Below are 18,915 nucleotides of genomic sequence, written 5' to 3' on the forward strand. Positions count from 1 at the left end.
CGAAATAAATGGACTTAAAAGTTTCGGTTTGACTATAATAAGTTTCACATCGAAACTTAAAATCAAAACTTAAATGTCGAAACGAAATACTCAATTAAGAAGACACGCCATATCTAACTTGGTTTCTGAACTAGGAGAAGTCAGCGTTGATGAACTTGCTCAGAAATTCGAAACCTCAGAGGTCACGATTAGAAAGGATTTAGCTTCTTTAGAGAAAAACGGCCAACTTCTACGCCGCTATGGCGGTGCGATTGCTATCCCAAAGGAAGTCATTCACGAAGAATTGGGCGCTAATGTTTCGACTCGAAAGTTAAGCTTAGCAAAAGCAGCAGCATCATTGATTCGCGATCATAATCGCATCGTGATCGACAGTGGCAGCACGACTGCCGCGCTGATTCAACAGTTGAATGACAAACGTGGCTTAGTGGTCATGACCAACTCGTTGCATGTTGCTAACGCCCTAAATGAATTAGAGAGCGAACCGACACTGCTGATGACTGGCGGTACTTGGGATACGCACTCAGAGTCCTTTCAAGGCAAAGTGGCCGAATCTGTATTACGAGCTTACGACTTTGACCAACTATTCATCGGTGCGGATGGCATCGATCTCGAGCGTGGAACCACGACATTTAATGAGTTGGTTGGCTTAAGTAAGGTAATGGCAGAAGCGTCACGTGAAGTGATCGTAATGATCGAGTCCGAAAAAATCGGCCGTAAGATCCCAAACTTAGAGCTCGCTTGGCATCAAGTTGATGTGTTGGTGACCGATGCAGATATCCAAGCAGAGCATAAAGTACAGATTGAACAACATGGCGTGAAAGTCATTTGCGCCTAATAATGTAATCAGTTTCATATTTTACTTCCCTCTGGATAAAGGCCTTTGCTTGCTGCCTCTATTTGAAATCATGGCTAGGGAAGAACAAAACTACAAACGGAGATAAACACATGTGTGGAATCGTAGGTGCAGTAGCACAACGAGATGTTGCAGAAATTTTGGTTGAAGGTCTACGCCGCTTAGAGTACCGCGGTTACGACTCTGCTGGCGTTGCGGTTGTTGATGGCGAATCAAACCTAACGCGCGTTCGTCGCTTGGGTAAAGTACAAGAATTGGCTGATGCAGTAGAAGAAGCAAAAGTGATCGGCGGAACTGGCATTGCGCACACTCGTTGGGCGACGCACGGTGAACCTTCTGAAATCAATGCTCACCCACACATGTCTGGTGATATCGCAGTGGTCCATAACGGCATCATCGAAAACCATGAAGAGCTGCGTGAGTTGCTTCAATCTCGTGGCTATGTGTTTGAATCGCAAACGGATACAGAAGTTATCGCACACATGGTTGAGTGGGAACTTCGTACTTCAGAAACGCTATTAGAAGCGGTACAAAAAACAGCAAAACAACTTGAAGGCGCATACGGCACGGTAGCGTTGGATAGCAAAGATCCTTCACGCATCGTAGTAGCGCGTTCAGGCAGCCCGATCGTGATCGGTTTTGGTGTAGGTGAAAACTTCCTAGCGTCTGACCAACTTGCATTACTTAACGTTACGCGCCGTTTCATGTACCTAGAAGAAGGTGACGTAGCAGAAATTACTCGCCGTGAAGTCACTGTGTTTGATGCAACGGGTGAGCCAGTTGAGCGTGAAATTGTTGAATCTAATGCAGAGCATGATGCAGGTGATAAAGGTCAATACCGTCACTTCATGCAAAAAGAAATCTATGAGCAACCTAAAGCGTTGATCAACACAATGGAAGGTCGTATCACGTCAGATTCTGTTGTGACAGACGCGATCGGTGTGCACGCGGCAGACATTCTAAGCAAAGTAGAACACGTACAAATCGTGGCGTGTGGTACGTCTTACAACGCAGGTATGACGGCACGTTACTGGTTTGAAGACATTGCAGGTGTTAGCTGTGATGTAGAAATTGCGTCTGAATTCCGTTACCGCAAGTTTGTGACTCGCCCAAACAGCCTATTGATCACGTTGTCTCAGTCTGGTGAAACCGCTGATACGCTAGCAGCACTTCGCCTAGCAAAAGAGAAAGGTTACATGGCGGCGATGACCATTTGTAACGTAGCTGGCTCTTCTCTGGTTCGTGAATCAGATTTTGCGTTCATGACTCGCGCTGGTGTTGAAATCGGTGTGGCTTCAACCAAAGCGTTCACGACTCAACTTTCTGCACTACTTATGCTGGTAACGGCACTAGGTAAAGAGCAAGGCCGCATCAGCAAAGAGAAAGAAAAAGAGATCGTTGAAGCGCTGCATGCACTTCCTAAGCAAATAAACGCGGCACTTTCTTTCGAGAAAGAAATTGAAGCACTAGCAACGGATTTTGCAGACAAGCACCACACATTGTTCCTAGGCCGTGGCGAGTTCTACCCAATCGCGATGGAAGCGTCTCTAAAACTGAAAGAGATCTCGTACATCCACGCAGAAGCGTACGCGGCGGGTGAACTGAAACACGGTCCTCTGGCTCTAATTGATGCTGACATGCCAGTTGTTGTGGTTGCACCAAGCAACGACCTACTTGAAAAGCTAAAATCAAACGTTGAAGAAGTGCGTGCGCGTGGCGGCCTTCTATACGTATTCGCAGATGCAGACGCAGGCTTCGAAGGCGATGAAACAATGAAGATCATAACGATGCCTCACGTTAGTGAAATCACGGCGGCGATCTACTACACCATCCCAATGCAGTTACTGTCTTACTACGTAGCACTGATCAAAGGTACGGACGTAGACCAACCACGTAACCTGGCGAAAGCGGTGACGGTTGAGTAATTACGCTTAACAGCAAAAATCCAAGCGGCACATGCGAGAGTATGTGCCGCTTTTTTATTTAAGCCCACTTTAAGGGGGTGAGTTATTGACCCAACTGGTGAGCGGTTAGAATTGCAGAGTAGACATTTTCTGCCGTCACTGGGAATGGCATATTGTGGATGGTTTCTCCCTCGGCCGTTGAGGCTTCGGCGACCTCGCGCAACTTAGCGTGGTTAAGCTCTTTAACGCCCATATCAAATAAGTTGGTTGGTAGACCTACAGAGCGGCAGAATGCAAGAACCGTATTAATCTCTTCCATCGCTGCGTTTTCTAGTACCAGCTGAACTAGTGTGCCGAACGCGACTTTCTCACCATGATAGAGATGATGACACTCTTCAAGCTTAGTTAGGCCGTTATGAATAGCGTGAGCACCCGCTAGACCACTGCTTTCAAAACCGATACCGCTTAGGTATGTATTGGCTTCAATAATGTTTTCTACCGCTTTGGTGCTCACACCATTTTCTACCGCAGCTTTTGCTTTTACACCATCTTCAAGCAAGGTTTCATAGCAAAGTTTCGCAAGCGCTTGTGCTGAACGCGTCGCTAACCCACCAGCCATTGTTGCCTTACCAGAAGTCATGTTGGCACGAGCTTCAAAGTAGGTGGAAAGCGCGTCGCCCATCCCCGATACAAGTAAGCGAACAGGGGCTTTGGCGATGACTGACGTATCCATGATGACCATGTCTGGGTTTTTAGGGATCATCAAATATTCTGCAAATTCACCTTCAGGTGTGTATATCACCGCAAGCGCTGAGGTTGGCGCATCAGTCGAGGCAATCGTAGGAACCACCACGACAGGAATTTTGGTGTAAAACGCAACAGCCTTTGCTGTATCTAACGTTTTACCACCACCAATACCGACAATGACATCGTGTTTTTGAGTGGCACAAATGTCCGTGATGCGTTCAATCTCAACGCGCGAACATTCGCCACCAAAAATGTTCATAGTGAGTGGAAGCTTTTCGTCAGCAAAACTTTGTTTGACGTCATCACCAACCAGGTTAGTCACGAACTCATCGGCAATTACTAACGGACGTTCACCCAATGTTTTCACATAGTGAGCGATAGATGTAAGTACTTGTTCACCTTGGACGTATTTGCTTGGGCTGATAATAATTTTGTCCATAATTCAAACCTTTAACCTTTTTTGTGTGTGTTTTGGAGTGCAATGAATATCCATTGTAGGGATAAGGTTTATATTAGGTTTGGTGTGGTAAGTGGTGAAGGATATCTCTGGTTTTGTTCCATGCTTTTATGACCTCTGTGTCAAACCGACTGTCAGAAGTAATAAGCATCAGCATGCTTTATGGCGACGATCACTATTCAGGAAAATTTGTCGTTTTTCGTTTCATATTGAAACAATAATGCCGAAGTTTTTGTTTCAATATGAAACAGATTGATTTTTGTTGAGCACGCTTTTTCTCTGTTTAAGATGAATTCATACCCTACATAAAAATATAAATGGAATGAGATAGAACGATGAAAAAGTTAATTAACCAAGTTGATGATGTTGTATTGCAGCAAATGGAAGGTCTGGCTTTATCTCGCCCAGAGCTAAAAGCGAACTACGAACCTCGTTACATGTGGCATGAGGAAACGCCGGGGCAAGTGGCACTGGTTTCTGGTGGTGGCTGTGGTCATGAACCTTTGCACGCTGGTTTTATTGGTAAAGGCATGCTGACAGGCGCCTGTCCTGGTGAGGTATTTACTTCACCTACACCTGATCAAATGTACGAATGTGGCAACCAAGTGAATACTGGTGAAGGCGTGCTATTTATCATTAAAAACTACACCGGAGACGTATTGAACTTTGAAACGGCCGTGGAGCTCCTTCATACCGATGGTATCAAAGTTGGGTCGGTGTTGGTGGATGACGATGTTGCAGTCAAAGACAGCCTATACACCGCTGGTCGCCGTGGCGTTGCTGGAACGGTATTGGTTGAAAAGTTAGTTGGGGCTGCCGCGAGCAAAGGTTATTCGTTGGAGCAATGTGAAGCGCTGGCTCGTCGCGTGAATAATCACTGTCGTTCATTTGGCGTGGCGCTTAATGCTTGTGTTGTACCAGCGGCGGGTAAACCATCTTTTGTTCTGGAAGATGATGAAGTTGAGTTTGGTGTTGGTATCCATGGCGAACCAGGTATCAAGCGAGTGAAATACACCGATGTCGATACGTTAGTGGATGAAATGTTTGCTGAAGTTGCTGAAAACACGCCTTATCAGCGCACATTGCGTAGTTGGAATCGTGACGAAGGTGAATGGGATGAAGTGGAATCCAGCATTGAGCCTTTCGCCGCTGAGCACGACTACATCGTGATGGTGAATGGTATGGGAGGTACGCCAACTTCAGAGCTTTACGGAGTGTACCGCCGTCTTGCTCATAACTGCGAGCAAGTGGGGTTCCGTATCGTGCGGAATATGGTCGGTAACTTCTGTACGTCACTCGATATGGAAGGCGTTTCAATTACGTTGCTGAAGGCAGACAAAGAGATGTTGGAGCTGTTTGATGCTCCTGTCGATACGGCTGCGATCAAGTGGTAACAGGGGGGAGTAAACATGCAAATTGAAAAACAACATATCGTTCACTGGTTAGAGCTATGTGCAAAAACGTATCAAGAGAATCAAGATTTTCTGACCGACCTTGATCGTGATATTGGTGACGCAGACCATGGTCTCAATATGAACCGTGGCTTTAAAAAAGTCGCGGAAAAACTGCCGCAATTTGCGGACCAAAATATCGGCAGCATTCTCAAGAATACGGGCATGACCTTGCTTTCTAGTGTCGGTGGGGCAAGTGGCCCTCTGTATGGCACGCTGTTTATTCGCACGGCCGCCGCTGTCGGAACCCGAGAGCAATTAACGTTTGAAGAGTTGGTGGATGCACTAAAAAGCGGTGTGGATGGCGTGGTGTCTCGTGGTAAAGCGGAACTGGGTGATAAAACCATGTGTGATGTTTGGTTACCCGTTTTAGTTAGCGTGAAGGCATCGTTAGAAAATAGCATGAGCGCTGACCATCTATTGAATGAAATGGTTGAGCTAGCAGAAACGAACGCGGTTGCCACGATTGAAATGTTGGCGAAAAAAGGGCGAGCAAGCTATCTTGGGGAACGTAGTATTGGCCACCAAGATCCCGGTGCAACCTCTTCTTTGTTAATGATTAAAGCACTACAGCAGGCAATAGCAGGTAATTAAGATGGTGGGAATTGTAGTTGTATCTCATAGTCGTCGCCTTGCAGAAGGGGTGGCCGAACTTGCCACCCAAATGACGCAAGGCAAAGCCAAGCTTGCGATTGCTGCTGGGATTGATGATCCAGAGAACCCGATCGGAACCGATGCCATTGCCGTGATGGAAGCGATTGAGCAGGTACAAGATCAACAAGGGGTTGTTGTGTTGATGGATCTTGGCAGCGCGTTGCTTAGCACGGAAATGGCTCTGGATCTGATTGATGATCATGTGAGGGAAAATGTCACCCTTATCTCGGCACCTATTGTTGAAGGAACCATGGCGGCGTCGGTGGCTGCCGCCGCCGGACTGCCTTTATCGACGGTAGTCGAAGAGGCACAGAATGCGTTAAGCGTAAAACAAGAGCACCTTGGTGATCAGCCACTAACATCCGCTGAGATAGCGCCAGTATCAGAAAACTTTGAGCAAGAACGGACATTTGATTGGGTAGTGCAAAATCCGCATGGATTACATGCTCGTCCCGCTGCGGCCATTGTTGGTGCACTCGCGCCTTTCGACTGCCAATTATGGTTGAAAAAAGGCGAGCGCCGTGTGAACGCGAAAAGCTTGAACAGCATTGCGAAACTTGGCGTTCGTAGTCAAGAGACGATCACCTTATGCGCACTTGGACCTCAATCCAGTGAAGCAATCAAGGCATTTGAAGCCTTAGCTAGTGAGCACTTCGGAGAAAAAGAGGCGGTTGAGCAAGGCATTGTCGAACCTGAAGAAAGCTCGGATACTCTGCTCGATGGCATGGCCTCAAGTCAGATTGAAGGTGCTGTTGTGGGTATTCGAGTCAATGACGGTATCGCTACTGCTCCTGCTGTCCTTTTTACTCATGAAATGCCAGCTGTGCCTGAACGTGATTTCCAAAGCGAACAAGATGAAATTGAACGGGTTAAGCGTGCGATAGGCGTGGTTTTTCAACATTTGCAGGAGCAAGCGAAGCAGCCGAAAGGGCAAATATTTTCCGCTCATAGCATGATGCTCAGTGACCCAGAATTATGGGCATCGGTCGAGTCGCGAATTCAAACGGGCATGATAGCCGAGCAAGCTTGGGTAGAATCACTGCAAACGTTGGCCGAAGAGTTTCGCCAGGCAGAAAGTCAGTACATGCGGGAACGCGAAGCAGATGTGCATGATATCGCACGCCAAGTTATGGTCGAAATGACAGGCGTAACGCCTAATGCCATCGACATTAAGGAACCGAGTATTTTGTTGGCCCGTGACCTTATGCCTTCTGATGTGGCCGGGCTTGATAAATCTAAAGTGCTTGGTATCTGTTTGAGTGAAGGAGGGAAAACCTCTCACAGTGCGATTCTTGCTCGTGCGATGGGGATTCCTGCCATCGTTAAAGCTCAGGGCTGCCTTGATGCTGTGCGCGCTAGTCAAGTGGTGACTATTGATGGCTTCCGAGGGCATTTATGGTTTTCTCCTTCAGATTCCGTACAGCAGGAATTAGAAGCGCAACAAATTGAGTGGCAAAGCATCCGACAAAGTGCGCTAGCGAGTGCTCAGCAAGCCGCAGTCACCTGTGATGGTGTCCATATTCCAGTATTCGCCAATATTGGTGGACCGAAAGATATTGATGATGCACTAACATCAGGAGCTGAGGGCGTTGGTCTATTCCGGACTGAGTTTCTATTTCAAAACAGTGATGAGTTGCCGACTGAGGAAGCGCAATACCAAGTGTATCGTGATATTGCTGCCGCACTTGGTGATAAGCCACTTACGATTCGTAGTCTAGATGTTGGCGGTGATAAGCCTTTAGCCGCTTATCCTATGCCAGCAGAAGATAATCCATTTTTAGGTTTGAGAGGGGTGCGGTTGTGCCTTCAACATGAGTCATTGTTTACCGCTCAACTTCGAGCCATTCTGAGAGCCTTTCACGAGCAACCGAATATTCAATTGATGATACCGATGGTGGCTCAGGTTGAAGAAGTGAGAAAAGTAAAAGTGCTGTTGGCGCATCAAGCAAACCAACTCGGCTTGGATGCGACTCATTTGCCCGTTGGTATTATGATTGAGGTACCAGCCGCGGTGTTAAATGCTGATGCGTTAGCCCAAGAAGTCGACTTTTTCTCTATCGGCACCAATGATTTGACTCAATATGTTATGGCCGCCGATCGAGGTAACGCCGCTGTTGCTGAATTGGTGAACTACTTTGAACCATCGGTACTAAAAGCCATTGAGCTCACGTGTGCAGCAGGCGATCGCGCGGGCATACCGGTTAGTATGTGTGGTGAGATGGCTGGCGATCCAAATGCCACAGAAACATTGCTTCGCGTGGGGTTGCGAAAATTCAGCGCCAGTTCGAGTATGCTCCCGGGACTAAAAGCGCAGATTCGTCAGTTGTCTGTCGATGTTTAATCGATACCTTATCGTTAGTACATCTGTACCGGCGTGCTTACGCCGGTTTTACTTTTGTTATAGGAACGCCAATTCACGACTTAATACAGCTTCATTTGCTCCTGCAGCCCAAACTTACTAATTTTTCTCCATAAGGTCGTGCGGCCAATTTGCAATGCTTTCGCCATATCATGCATTTTGCCATCACACTGATTCCAAGCTTGAACGATAGCTCTTCTCTCGGCTTCTTCTAACGTGATTACTGGCGTATTTTCTGCGGTATGGCGAGAATTCAGTTTAATGTCTTCAGGAATATCGTTCAGCTTGATTAAGTTCGAACTGCGATTAAGCAAAATTCGCTCAGTTCGGTTTCTTAATTCGGAGTTATTGCCTGACCAACGAAAATTCATCAACGCTTCCAGTGCGACTGGCTCTATCGAGATAGTCACATTGTGGCGGCGTTCGTAATGGCTGATAAGCTGCTGGACGAGAAATTCAATGTCTTCTTTACGCTTTCGTAGTGGTGGAATATGCAGCTCGTTCGAGGAGATTTCATAATAAAGTTGCCGACCAAATGAGCGCTGAGTGACATACTCGCTGATCTCTGAAGAGGTGCTGGTAATAAGTTGAAAATCTACGGGGATCAATCGCAAACTGTCGCTGCGGCTGACGAGCCCAGTTTTTAACAACTTAAGTAGCACGGCTTGTAAATCGGGCGACAGATATTCCACCTTTTCTAAAAAGAGCGTACCGCCATGGGCGAGCTCAAACTTTGAAGGCATGCCTTGCCCTTCGTCGTACCCCAGGGTTTCTTTGACCAGTTGCTCTGTATTGATGGAGCGGCAGTTGAGCGTAATGAATGGTCCTTCTTTGTAGGCGCTTTCGTTATGAATCGCCATGGCGAGAGTGGCTTTTCCTACGCCTTCTTCACCTGTAATTAGAATCGGTGATTTTGACTTTATGGCCCGTTTTGCCACGGTAATGACATGCTTCATTTTTCGTGAAATGACGGGCAAAGTGCTGAACGTATAGCGCGCACTGCCACCTATTTGTTGTTGAGCAAGTTCGCGAATTTTATCGATAGGGTGCAAGAACAATAAGTGTGTGCCGTCGTTGAGTGGACGCAAGGTGATGATCGCTTCAACAAACTCGCCACGAACCTCTACCGTTGTGAGTTTACGGTTTATGCTCGTACCTGACTCAATACTAGTAAGGACATTCGGTGGGAAGCGAAAAACAGAAAAGACTTCTTTATCCAAGACCTGACTGGCTTCAATGTTTAACAAACGCTCGGACTGGTGATTTACCATGGTGATGCGATTTTCTTCATCCCACGCTAGAAGGCCGTCATCCATGCACTCTAACGTTGCGTTATGCGCACAAGTGAGGCGGTTCATGTTTTCTTGTTCCGACTGAATGTGGATTTGCAAGCTGACTTCTTTCGCGCTCGACGCGATGATGACTAAGTCTTCTTTCTTATAGCTTTCCGCTTTTCTGAAAAGGCATGTTGTACCGCGTAATTTGCCAAATTGGTCAAAAACAGGCGCCGCTACAGAGGCATAAGAGTGCAAGTGGCGATTGAAATGTTCGGCAGCAAAAACTTCACACGGGATATGAGTATTGATACAGAGATTGACTGCATTTGTTCCTATCTTTCCTTCGGAGAGAAAGCAGCCTTGTTTAATACCGAGCGCCTGCATCTCTTGTTGCATTGAGTTATGCCCCACAACAGATAGAACGCAGCCGTTGCCGTCAGTTACCATCAATACCAGGTCTTCGTCACCAAGCATATCGTACGTATCTTCAAGCACGGTCGTGGCGCATTCGATGAGATATTCGTTGCGCTTCATTAGAGATGAGAAGGTAAATCCAGAGGCAATATGTGGTTTTGACCAGGTGTAAGGGCTGCATTGCTTTATGCAACGCTCCCACGACTCGAGGACGGGAGTGCGGGAAAATTCTGGAGATACCCAGTGGTGTTTCTGGAAAAACTCCCACTTAGTTTTAGTGTCTTCGATTGAAAGCATGCGATCCCGTTTCAATACTAGCGATAGATTGGTCTGATGTTACAGAGACATCGGAATATGGACTGTGATGGCTTTCACGCACGTTGTATAGAAGAATGTGCAAAAAGAGGGGGCGAGTTGAGGAGGCTTCCGTGCCAGTTTTTCGATTAAAAAGGGCTGTCTTTGCCGAGCTCATTGCAAATCTCGACAATGGCAAGTGAGAGCCCTGACTTAATGATTTGTTGTTGACGTTGCAGTTGTAGCTGATAAAACTCAAGGTCGATGTCGTCATCTGGTTCGCTGACTTCCAGTTGCACCATGCCCATTTTCTTCACCAAGTGCAGTTTCTTAATTGGTTCTAGAATATTCGAGTCAGTGAATTCGTAATCTGAAGCGTCACTATTGAGTTGGTTTTTGAGTTTGATGATGTCTTCGATGTCGTGGTAAATGTCATCGGGGAGCACTCCCAAGCCAAACAATAACTTCAAACGAACAGACAGATCGCCCAGCGGTCCAGAGTCTTGTAGCAGCGGACCGACAACCGATTGAACAGCGAAGTTATCTTTACGAAAGATTCTTTGCACCAACCCGTCGATCGAATCGTTAAAAACGTCGACTGCTGCAATGAAAAAGCCTCGTACCGATGGTGCGCTGTTTAATCGCTCAATGATCTCGGTTTCGTTGATGTTATCTGCCATATACTGAATACATTTCTAATTATTAGCTATCCCAACTCTTCAAGCAGAGAAGGACATAGAAGGGGAGCCGAGCTCCCCTAGGTAAATCAAAGTTGGTTGTAAAGTGTCTCGATTTGAGCCACTTCATCGCTGTCTTCTGCAAGACCTGTGTATGTTGCTAGGGTCTTCTTCACGCCGGCTTCTTTTAATGAGTTTTGTAGCTCTACGGCTTGTGGGTCAGTGTCGTTAGTGTACTTCAACGCAGCGGCAATACCTTTCAAAAGTGTTTGATTTTCAGTGCTATACTCAATTGTACCGAGTAAAGGCTTCACTAATCTATCGTTTGCACCCAATTTTCGAATTGGTTGACGACCTACGCGATCCACCTCATCCACTAAGTATGGGTTGGCAAAGCGTCCTAAAATCTTCTCGATGTAGGCGTTGTGCATGTCACGGTCGAAGCCGTAACGTTTGATCAGCACTTCACCACTCTCTTGCATCGCCTGTTTTACTTCAGCGTGAATGCTTGGGTCTTCAATTGCTTCACGAATGGTACGATGGCCTTTCAAGCAACCTAGGTAAGCGGTAATGCAGTGACCAGTATTGAGAGTGAACAGCTTGCGTTCTACAAATGCCATTAGGTTGTTGGTTCTTTCCATGCCTGCGATATCAGGGATTTCGCCCTTGAATTGCTGTTCATCCACAATCCATTCGCTAAAGCTTTCTACCGTCACTTCTAGTGGGTCATCGTTCGCCGCTTCTGCTGGTGGCACGATGCGGTCTACCGCTGAATCGACAAAGCCAACCAATTCGTCTGCTTTCGCGTGTAATGATTCATCCAAGTGTTTGTACACTTCACCTTTTAGGTGTGTGGTGCCACGAACCATGTTTTCACACGCGATGATGTTCAATGGTTTATCGTTACCTGCTGCAAAGCGTTTAGCAATGCCGGTAGCGATGGTTTTTGCAATGATGTCCAGTACGTTAGGGCCAACCGCTGTTGTTACCAAGTCGGTTTTTACAATGCGGTCGATGACATCTTCACTGGCTGAGTTTACTGCGGTGACGTGAGTTACTGTGTCGATTTGGCACTCAGTACCGACCACTTTTACTTTGTATTCTTGCTTGTGACTCAGTTGGTCGACGAGTGGAGCGTCAACGTCTGCGAATGTCACCTCGACTTCTGCGTCTGCTAATAGTTTACCGATGAAGCCACGACCAATGTTACCTGCGCCAAAATGAACTGCGTTTTTCATAATTCTTACCTACCAATGTCTAAAATGTTGACTTACGAAACTAGGGGGAGGCCAACCGCATAGGGGGTGACAGCTGACCTCATTTGCCTCAGGAGCAAATTAAAGGGGTAATTAAGCCGCTTGTTGACCGCCAAGGATGTTTAGAATCTCTTTCACATCGTTGGTGCTGGTTAGCTTCTCAATTGCCTCCGGCTCATCGAGCGCGTTCGTAATGGTGGTAATCACCTGGATGTGCTCATCGTTCTTAGCGGCAATGCCGATAACCAGTTTCGCTACATCATCGTCATCTTCAGTAAATTGGATACCCGATGGGTATTGGCAGATTACAATGCCGGTTTTCTTCACGCGGTCTTTCGCTTCTACCGTGCCGTGAGGCACTGCGATAGATTCGCCTAGGTAAGTTGGAACCAATGCTTCACGCTCAAACATCGCGTCTACGTATTCTGGTTCTGCGTAGCCAAGTTCGACCAACTTGTTGCCCGCGAAGCGAATCGCTTCTTCTTTGTTGGCAGCTTTCAAACCTAGGTGAATGTTTTCACGCTGGATTTGGAACACCGACGTTTGCTGTGGCTCGAAGTTGTCGTCGTTTGCTGCCACGAGCGACACTTTTACCATTTGGTCGTCATTGGCTGCGGATTGGTTTTGTGCTGCTAGTAGTTTGGTGACTAGCTGGTTGTACATCTCGCTGTTTAGGAAGTTAGTCAATGAAATGTGGTGTGCGTTTGGAGCATGCTTACGTGCACGATCCGTTAAGTCTTTATGAGTAATCACGATATCTGCACTCTCTGGTAAGCTGTTAATGGCAAGGTTGGTTACGTGGATGTTCAGACCTGCGTCTTGAACCTTTTTGCGTAGCATGCTCGCGCCCATTGCACTTGAGCCCATGCCCGCATCACAAGCGACAATGATGCTTTGTACTGTCGCTAGGTCTACGTCACCTTTGCTTTGGCTGTTTACCACCGCATCGTTTTTAGATGCAGATTTCATGTCTTTCATTTGTGATGTTGCTTTTTCTAGTGCTGCTTCATCACCGTCTTCTTCTGTGGACGTTTGTGTCTTCATTAGTAGTGCTGCTACCGCGAATGACACACCTGTTGCTGCTGCGATAGACGCTAGAACACCAACGATTGAGCCTTTCTGAGTCATCAACAAGATTGCAAAGATTGAACCTGGTGATGCTGGAGAAACGATACCTGCGTTAAAGATAGTTAGAACGAATACGCCAGTCATACCACCTGCGATAGCCGCAAGGATTAGGCGAGGGTTCATTAGGATGTATGGGAAGTAAATCTCGTGGATACCGCCGAAGAAGTGGATGATTGATGCACCACCTGCCGTTTGACGAGCCGTACCTTTACCAAACACCATGTAAGCTAGCAGGATACCTAGACCAGGACCTGGGTTTGCTTCGATTAGGAAGAAGATCGATTGACCTGTTTCAGACGCTTGTTGGATACCCAGTGGAGAGAAAATACCGTGGTTGATCGCATTGTTTAGGAACAGGATCTTCGCAGGTTCAACGAAGATTGAAGTCAGTGGTAGTAGGTGAGCAGAAACTAGGAAGTTAACGCCAGCCGCCAAGCCACCAGAAAGAATTTTTACGAATGGACCGATAAAGATGAAGGCAAGGATCGCACATAGCATGCCGATGATGCCCGCAGAGAAGTTGTTAACCAACATCTCGAAGCCACTTTTTACTTTACCATCGATGTAGTTATCGAATTTCTTGATAGCCCAGCCGCCCATTGGGCCGACCATCATTGCCCCCATAAACATTGGGATGTCTGTGCCGACAATCACACCCATTGTTGTGATTGCACCGACTACCGCACCACGATCGCCACCAACTAATTTACCACCGGTGTAACCGATAAGTAGTGGCAGCAAGTAGGTAATCATTGGGCCAACCATAGAGGCTAACGTTTCGTTTGGTAGCCATCCAGTTGGGATAAATAGAGCAGTGATAAAGCCCCATGCGATAAACGCGCCGATGTTTGGCATTACCATGTTTGACAGAAAACGACCAAAATTTTGTATCTTGATCTTGGCATCTGGTGATATCATAACAATTCCCCGTTCGATGTTCTGATGAATCTTGTTGTAGTAAACGGTTCGCCAAAACCGTTTGTTTGATTGCTTAGTACCCAATCAATTTACCACACATTTTCCAATTGGAACTGACAACGGGTTTTTTGTGATCTACGCCCGAATTTCTTAGGCTGAGAAACGGTTTTTAAGTGACCAAGTTCAACTTATTAACTTGTAACTTAATAACAAAAAGCCACTTTCAAATCTGTCAATAAAAATCTTAGTGATCAATCCGATCTTCTGACAAATTTAAAATTAAAATACCTTGTGACTTTGATCACTTTTAATTTTTTTTGAAATTCGAATTAAATACTTGTGATGATCAATGTCACGTTTTGTGTTGAGTTGTGGTGAATTTAAAGTGTGACTTGGATCTGTTTTTGTTTTTTGTGAAAGTTTGTGACGGAATTGGTGAGATAAATGCTATCTAGATCTTTCGATAGATTGTATCTATAAGAGTCTTTTCGGCGCACTTCACGGAGCACGCCTAATTAGTTAATGAAAGGGTAAATAAAGAGAGTTGCCACACGGTTCTTCTTGTGATTCCCAACTCTCTATTTAATCACTGTTCTTAATCATCGTTGCTATTTAGTATGATAGACGAGGTAGTCATGAGCTTGCTCGCGTCCCATATACCTTGCCAACGTCTTTTCTTGAACATCGCGCAAATCCACCATAATCAATCCATCTAGAGCGTTATTGAATGCAGGGTCGACGTTGAAGCATACCAGCTTGCCATTGAGGCTTAAGTACTGACGCAGCAAAACGGGCACTCCTTTCCCTTCATCGATTCTGGCAATGACACGTGACAATAGCTGTAAATCACCCAGAGCAGTGAGCATGCTGGTGTTCCAGTCACGGTGGTGCTCAGGAAGTGGGTTAGAAGGTGTGACATACTCTGCGCAGTTGTTATCGTAGTGGTGAAGCGTCATTGATTGAGCCAGCAGTTGGCGTGCAGTATCACTATAGTCGTTGCTAATGCTTACCGGACCAAATAGGTGAGTGTAATCTGGGTTTTGATGCACGAAGGTTGCGATGCCTTTCCACAGCAGCAGTAGCGCGCTCATGCTCTTTTGATATTGCTGTGCAATCACAGAGCGCCCCATCTCAATGGATTTACCCATTTGGTCGATAAAGCGTTGGTCATAGTTAAACAACGTTCGTGAATACAGACCTGCTACGCCGCGCTTTTCAATCAGTTGATCAACCAGACCTAAACGATACGCGCCCACCAAGCATTGATTCTCTCTGTCCCACACAAACAGATGCAGGTAATCATGATCGAAATGGTCAATGTCTATTGCTAGTCCCGTCCCTTCGCCAACTTGTCGGAAATTGAGCTCACGTAGGCGACCAATTTCATGCAGTAGGGAAGGGATATTCTGCGACTCCGTGCAGTAGACATCGAACTCACCACTTGTTAGCAGCTTGGACTCTTTTGGTAAGTTGTTCAGTTCTTCAAGCAATTCGCCTACGGGTAACCCTGCCGCTATTGGTGAGAGCCGTTCTGATGAGGAAGAGGGCTTCACCGATTGGATTTCACGATTGAGTAAGTAAGTGTTGAGCCGCAAATAGTTCACTACTTGATCATCGTTAAGCGTGTTGATCTCTTTAAATTTTATCGCTTGGCCAAAGGATAAGTTGATGGTTTGCGCCTGTTTGTTCAGCAGTTCTCGCCCAAGCAGTAGGGTGCGCAAAAGTGGATGGATTTTCCCTGCCATATAGAAGCGTTTCGAGTTCTGACCACTGATGAATACTGGAACTGTCGTTGCTTTGTTTTTGCGGATCAGGCTACTTACGCTTCGACTCCACGCTTTGTCTTCCAAGCGTTGCTGTTTGGCATCGACTAACTGGGAAACCTCACCGGCAGGAAAGACAAGCAATAAGCCGCCACTTGCGAGGTGTTTATTAGCCGCTCTGAGGGCCTTCATATTCGATTTGACGGCGTCTCTGCCTTCAAACACATCGACACCAATGAAGAGCTGATCTAACTCTGGTACGGTTTTCAGGTATTGATTGGCTAGAATTTGGATATCGTCTCGTACCATCAACAAGAGTTCGGCCAAGATGACGCCTTCCACACAACCAAGCGGATGGTTCGCCACAATGACGGTAGCACCTTGTTTACGTACTGAGTCGAGTGAACCATGAGCAATGCGATAATCGATACCTAAGATATCCAGCGTGAAGCGGAGAAAAGTTTTGGTATCGGCATTAACGGGGCGTTGGGCGTAGAACTTATCAAGTTGGTTTAAACCGGTTGCCCATTCAGCAACGTTTTCACCAATGCCAAACGGCGTTTTACGAGGGAGACGAAAAGGGGTTGAACTATCCATATTTACCTCAGCGTACAAGTTGCTGATTGGATAGTAGAAATTACAGATGACAGTTAAGAGGCAAAAGCATGAGCCTTTGGTGACAAACCAATGAAGCTTTATTGACTAAAGAAAACGGTATATCACTGTGCTATGAATCAAAACTCGCGTTATGTCTCCCTCTTAAAACAATAGATAGGCTATATTATCTAGAACAAAGATTAAGCTAAGTTGATATTTATCAGGGGGAAATAATGGAACGAGTTTCCAATAAAGCAGCACTTTGGATTGGGCTAAGTTTGATACTTGGTCTTGGCATCCTTGGCTATTTTATGCAGCAGACGGCGGTGAAATACCGAGCCTATGAAAGAGTCGTGACAGTAAAAGGTTTGTCGGAGCGTGAGTATCCTGCTGATACGGTGATTTGGCCGATTCAATTTACTCTAGCGAGTAATGATATGGGAGCCATGTTTGATGAAATTGACCAGCAAACCCGTTTGATTTTGGACTTTTTAAGTGCCAAAGGGCTTCCTGAAACCAGCGTTTCCCTTTCTTCCCCAGCGGTCATTGACAGAAAAGCACAGCAATATGGGAGCGAGCAAGACATTGAGTATCGTTATTTGGCCTCGCGAACCGTTACGGTTTACAGCCAGAGTGTTGATGTTGTTCGAGCGGCAATCAATGAAATAGGTGAGCTAGGAAAACAAGGCGTTTTGCTTAACCAAGATCCTTATGCAAATCGTGTTGAGTATAGCTTTACTAAGCTGAATGATGTGAAGCCAGACATGATCGAAGAAGCGACTAAGAATGCGCGTGAAGTGGCTGAGAAATTTGCGAAAGACTCACAGAGTTCACTGGGTAAGATCAAACGTGCAACTCAAGGGCAGTTCTCGATTTATGACCGAGACAGCAACACGCCTTACATTAAGAAAGTACGAGTGGTATCGACGGTTCAATATTACCTTTCTGACTAAGTAAAAAGCCGCTCAGTACGAGCGGCTTTTTTAATATGGTGACTTAAAGAATTGGATTAATGTCCTGAGTTGTCAGTTCTGCCTCGACAACATCAACTGGCGTGTAGTGCTGGTAAATCAAGAAACCGTCTTCTGAAGTTTCATGAGCGTCTGGCGTATCAATATACGCAGTACATGTGTAGCCAATGCTGTAAGTACCCGGGCCGATGTAACCAAACTCGTAGCTGTAGGTTGTATTACCTTCTTCGTCTTGCGATTCATTCACGTTAGCTACCGCAACTGGCGCGTTGAGTGGATCTGTCGCACCCATATCGCCCATGGTTGAGCGATCCATTGAACCTGCATATAGGTAAACAGAGTGAACGGCAGGAACGTCATTTATTGCATTTGATGCTGCACTGTCTGCTTCACACGCTTGATACTGAATTTCACTGACTTCACCACTAATATGACCTGATTCTGATGCGTTTACTAAGCTTACCGCATTAGAGTTCATGTTCATGTAATCTTTGCCTGTTGGATCCGCCAGACCTTTGCGTAAGTCAAACTCGACAACATAGCTATTATGACCAGTATGAACTTTTACATACTGACCTTTTTGCGAAAACTTTAAGCGACCTTGATCGCTCATATCTGGTTTAAAACCAAAACAGCTGCCTCGGCTAGGTACAACTAAGCCTTTGATGTTGCCGTCTGTCTTCTCTACGTATGACAGTGTTGTATCGTTTAATTGTTTGCCGTCTTTAGCGTACACACACATAGCATAATCACCAGGAGCGATGTCCTGTTCGTGAATGATCGTTTTAGCGTTGCTTCCCTGATATTCCATTAGATCAACTTGGTGTAGTGCTCCATTGTCACTAGCATCTAACAGAATGTGTTCTCCAGTTTGCTCGCCAGTTTCAGGGTCAAATGGTACAAGGACAACATCTTGAAACGCTAAAACGACTTTGTTGGCATCGTCGACAGGAGCATCGGAAACGCTGAGAGAAAAAGTGGCTGCTTCTGTATCGGATGAAGAGTCGTCGCTACCGCAGCCCGTCAATAAAAGACCACCTGAGATAGCAAGTAAAGGATAGGTATATTTTTTCATTATGACCTCTTGTTTACACTGCTGATAAATGTAAAAGGCTAGTCTCAAAGTCGAGAAATGATGTCATTGTATTGTGATAGACAGGTCAATCTTCAATGGTGCTATATACAAGTCCTTTTT

13 protein-coding genes are annotated in these 18,915 nt (G+C 46.0%); 6 read left to right on the plus strand and 7 right to left on the minus strand.

Translation table 11 applies throughout. The features are described from left to right. The first annotated feature begins 73 nt into the window (after window positions 1-73). Entirely contained in the window at window positions 74-835 is a 762-nt protein-coding gene (locus KI742_RS02935) for a DeoR/GlpR family DNA-binding transcription regulator (protein ID WP_005379701.1), read from the plus strand. A 110-nt stretch (window positions 836-945) separates the two neighbouring features. Then, window positions 946-2,778: a glutamine--fructose-6-phosphate transaminase (isomerizing) gene (gene glmS, locus KI742_RS02940; protein ID WP_064376681.1), complete on the plus strand. Its 1,833-nt coding sequence runs from the start codon at window positions 946-948 to the stop codon at window positions 2,776-2,778. Between the two features lie 82 nt (window positions 2,779-2,860). Here the strand turns inward: glmS and KI742_RS02945 are convergent, their stop codons facing one another. Then, window positions 2,861-3,943: a glycerol dehydrogenase gene (locus KI742_RS02945; protein ID WP_005379703.1), complete on the minus strand. Its 1,083-nt coding sequence runs from the start codon at window positions 3,941-3,943 to the stop codon at window positions 2,861-2,863. 353 nt (window positions 3,944-4,296) lie between these two features. On the opposite strand from KI742_RS02945, the gene dhaK reads away from it, so the two are divergent. From dhaK to ptsP, 3 genes are read left to right on the plus strand one after another with little or no spacing between them, the layout of a single operon-like run. After that, window positions 4,297-5,355 carry a dihydroxyacetone kinase subunit DhaK gene (gene dhaK, locus KI742_RS02950; protein WP_285385133.1) on the plus strand — a complete coding sequence of 353 codons (1,059 nt, stop codon included), beginning with the start codon at window positions 4,297-4,299 and terminating at the stop codon, window positions 5,353-5,355. 15 nt (window positions 5,356-5,370) lie between these two features. After that, complete coding sequence (gene dhaL / locus KI742_RS02955) at window positions 5,371-6,006, plus strand: dihydroxyacetone kinase subunit DhaL (protein ID WP_285385134.1); 636 nt, start codon at window positions 5,371-5,373, stop codon at window positions 6,004-6,006. Between the two features lies 1 nt (window position 6,007). Further along, entirely contained in the window at window positions 6,008-8,407 is a 2,400-nt protein-coding gene (ptsP, locus tag KI742_RS02960) for a phosphoenolpyruvate--protein phosphotransferase (protein ID WP_285385135.1), read from the plus strand. 80 nt (window positions 8,408-8,487) lie between these two features. On the opposite strand, the gene dhaR is transcribed toward ptsP, so the two are convergent. The 5 genes from dhaR to KI742_RS02985 form a co-directional block, all read right to left on the minus strand. After that, complete coding sequence (gene dhaR / locus KI742_RS02965) at window positions 8,488-10,413, minus strand: dihydroxyacetone kinase operon transcriptional regulator DhaR (protein WP_285385136.1); 1,926 nt, start codon at window positions 10,411-10,413, stop codon at window positions 8,488-8,490. 146 nt (window positions 10,414-10,559) lie between these two features. After that, window positions 10,560-11,090 carry an MltR family transcriptional regulator gene (locus tag KI742_RS02970; RefSeq protein ID WP_213915906.1) on the minus strand — a complete coding sequence of 177 codons (531 nt, stop codon included), beginning with the start codon at window positions 11,088-11,090 and terminating at the stop codon, window positions 10,560-10,562. Between the two features lie 86 nt (window positions 11,091-11,176). Continuing rightward, on the minus strand, window positions 11,177-12,325 hold the full coding sequence (locus KI742_RS02975) for a mannitol-1-phosphate 5-dehydrogenase (protein WP_115385716.1): 1,149 nt from the start codon (window positions 12,323-12,325) through the stop codon (window positions 11,177-11,179). 111 nt (window positions 12,326-12,436) lie between these two features. Continuing rightward, entirely contained in the window at window positions 12,437-14,389 is a 1,953-nt protein-coding gene (locus tag KI742_RS02980; protein WP_262630239.1) for a PTS mannitol transporter subunit IICBA, read from the minus strand. Between the two features lie 608 nt (window positions 14,390-14,997). Beyond that, window positions 14,998-16,749: a lysophospholipid acyltransferase family protein gene (locus tag KI742_RS02985; RefSeq protein ID WP_285385138.1), complete on the minus strand. Its 1,752-nt coding sequence runs from the start codon at window positions 16,747-16,749 to the stop codon at window positions 14,998-15,000. A 233-nt stretch (window positions 16,750-16,982) separates the two neighbouring features. On the opposite strand from KI742_RS02985, the gene KI742_RS02990 reads away from it, so the two are divergent. Continuing rightward, window positions 16,983-17,702 (plus strand): SIMPL domain-containing protein, encoded by a 720-nt coding sequence (locus KI742_RS02990; protein ID WP_005379714.1) that lies wholly within the window; start codon window positions 16,983-16,985, stop codon window positions 17,700-17,702. Window positions 17,703-17,745: 43 nt separating this feature from the next. Here the strand turns inward: KI742_RS02990 and KI742_RS02995 are convergent, their stop codons facing one another. Beyond that, window positions 17,746-18,795: a DUF4382 domain-containing protein gene (locus KI742_RS02995; protein WP_213964155.1), complete on the minus strand. Its 1,050-nt coding sequence runs from the start codon at window positions 18,793-18,795 to the stop codon at window positions 17,746-17,748. Between the last annotated feature and the right edge of the window lie 120 nt (window positions 18,796-18,915).

The sequence above is a fragment of the Vibrio sp. D417a genome (genome assembly GCF_030248595.1).
GTDB classification, from domain to species: domain Bacteria; phylum Pseudomonadota; class Gammaproteobacteria; order Enterobacterales; family Vibrionaceae; genus Vibrio; species Vibrio alginolyticus.

Bases quoted from the DNA above. Each gene is read 5' to 3' on its own strand.
- KI742_RS02995 (WP_213964155.1), bottom strand. From the start codon at position 18,795: ATGAAAAAATATACCTATCCTTTACTTGCTATCTCAGGTGGTCTTTTA.
- KI742_RS02945 (WP_005379703.1), bottom strand. From the start codon at position 3,943: ATGGACAAAATTATTATCAGCCCAAGCAAATACGTCCAAGGTGAACAA.
- ptsP (WP_285385135.1), top strand. From the start codon at position 6,008: ATGGTGGGAATTGTAGTTGTATCTCATAGTCGTCGCCTTGCAGAAGGG.
- KI742_RS02990 (WP_005379714.1), top strand. From the start codon at position 16,983: ATGGAACGAGTTTCCAATAAAGCAGCACTTTGGATTGGGCTAAGTTTG.
- KI742_RS02980 (WP_262630239.1), bottom strand. From the start codon at position 14,389: ATGATATCACCAGATGCCAAGATCAAGATACAAAATTTTGGTCGTTTT.
- KI742_RS02985 (WP_285385138.1), bottom strand. From the start codon at position 16,749: ATGGATAGTTCAACCCCTTTTCGTCTCCCTCGTAAAACGCCGTTTGGC.
- dhaL (WP_285385134.1), top strand. From the start codon at position 5,371: ATGCAAATTGAAAAACAACATATCGTTCACTGGTTAGAGCTATGTGCA.
- dhaK (WP_285385133.1), top strand. From the start codon at position 4,297: ATGAAAAAGTTAATTAACCAAGTTGATGATGTTGTATTGCAGCAAATG.
- glmS (WP_064376681.1), top strand. From the start codon at position 946: ATGTGTGGAATCGTAGGTGCAGTAGCACAACGAGATGTTGCAGAAATT.
- KI742_RS02975 (WP_115385716.1), bottom strand. From the start codon at position 12,325: ATGAAAAACGCAGTTCATTTTGGCGCAGGTAACATTGGTCGTGGCTTC.
- KI742_RS02935 (WP_005379701.1), top strand. From the start codon at position 74: ATGTCGAAACGAAATACTCAATTAAGAAGACACGCCATATCTAACTTG.
- dhaR (WP_285385136.1), bottom strand. From the start codon at position 10,413: ATGCTTTCAATCGAAGACACTAAAACTAAGTGGGAGTTTTTCCAGAAA.
- KI742_RS02970 (WP_213915906.1), bottom strand. From the start codon at position 11,090: ATGGCAGATAACATCAACGAAACCGAGATCATTGAGCGATTAAACAGC.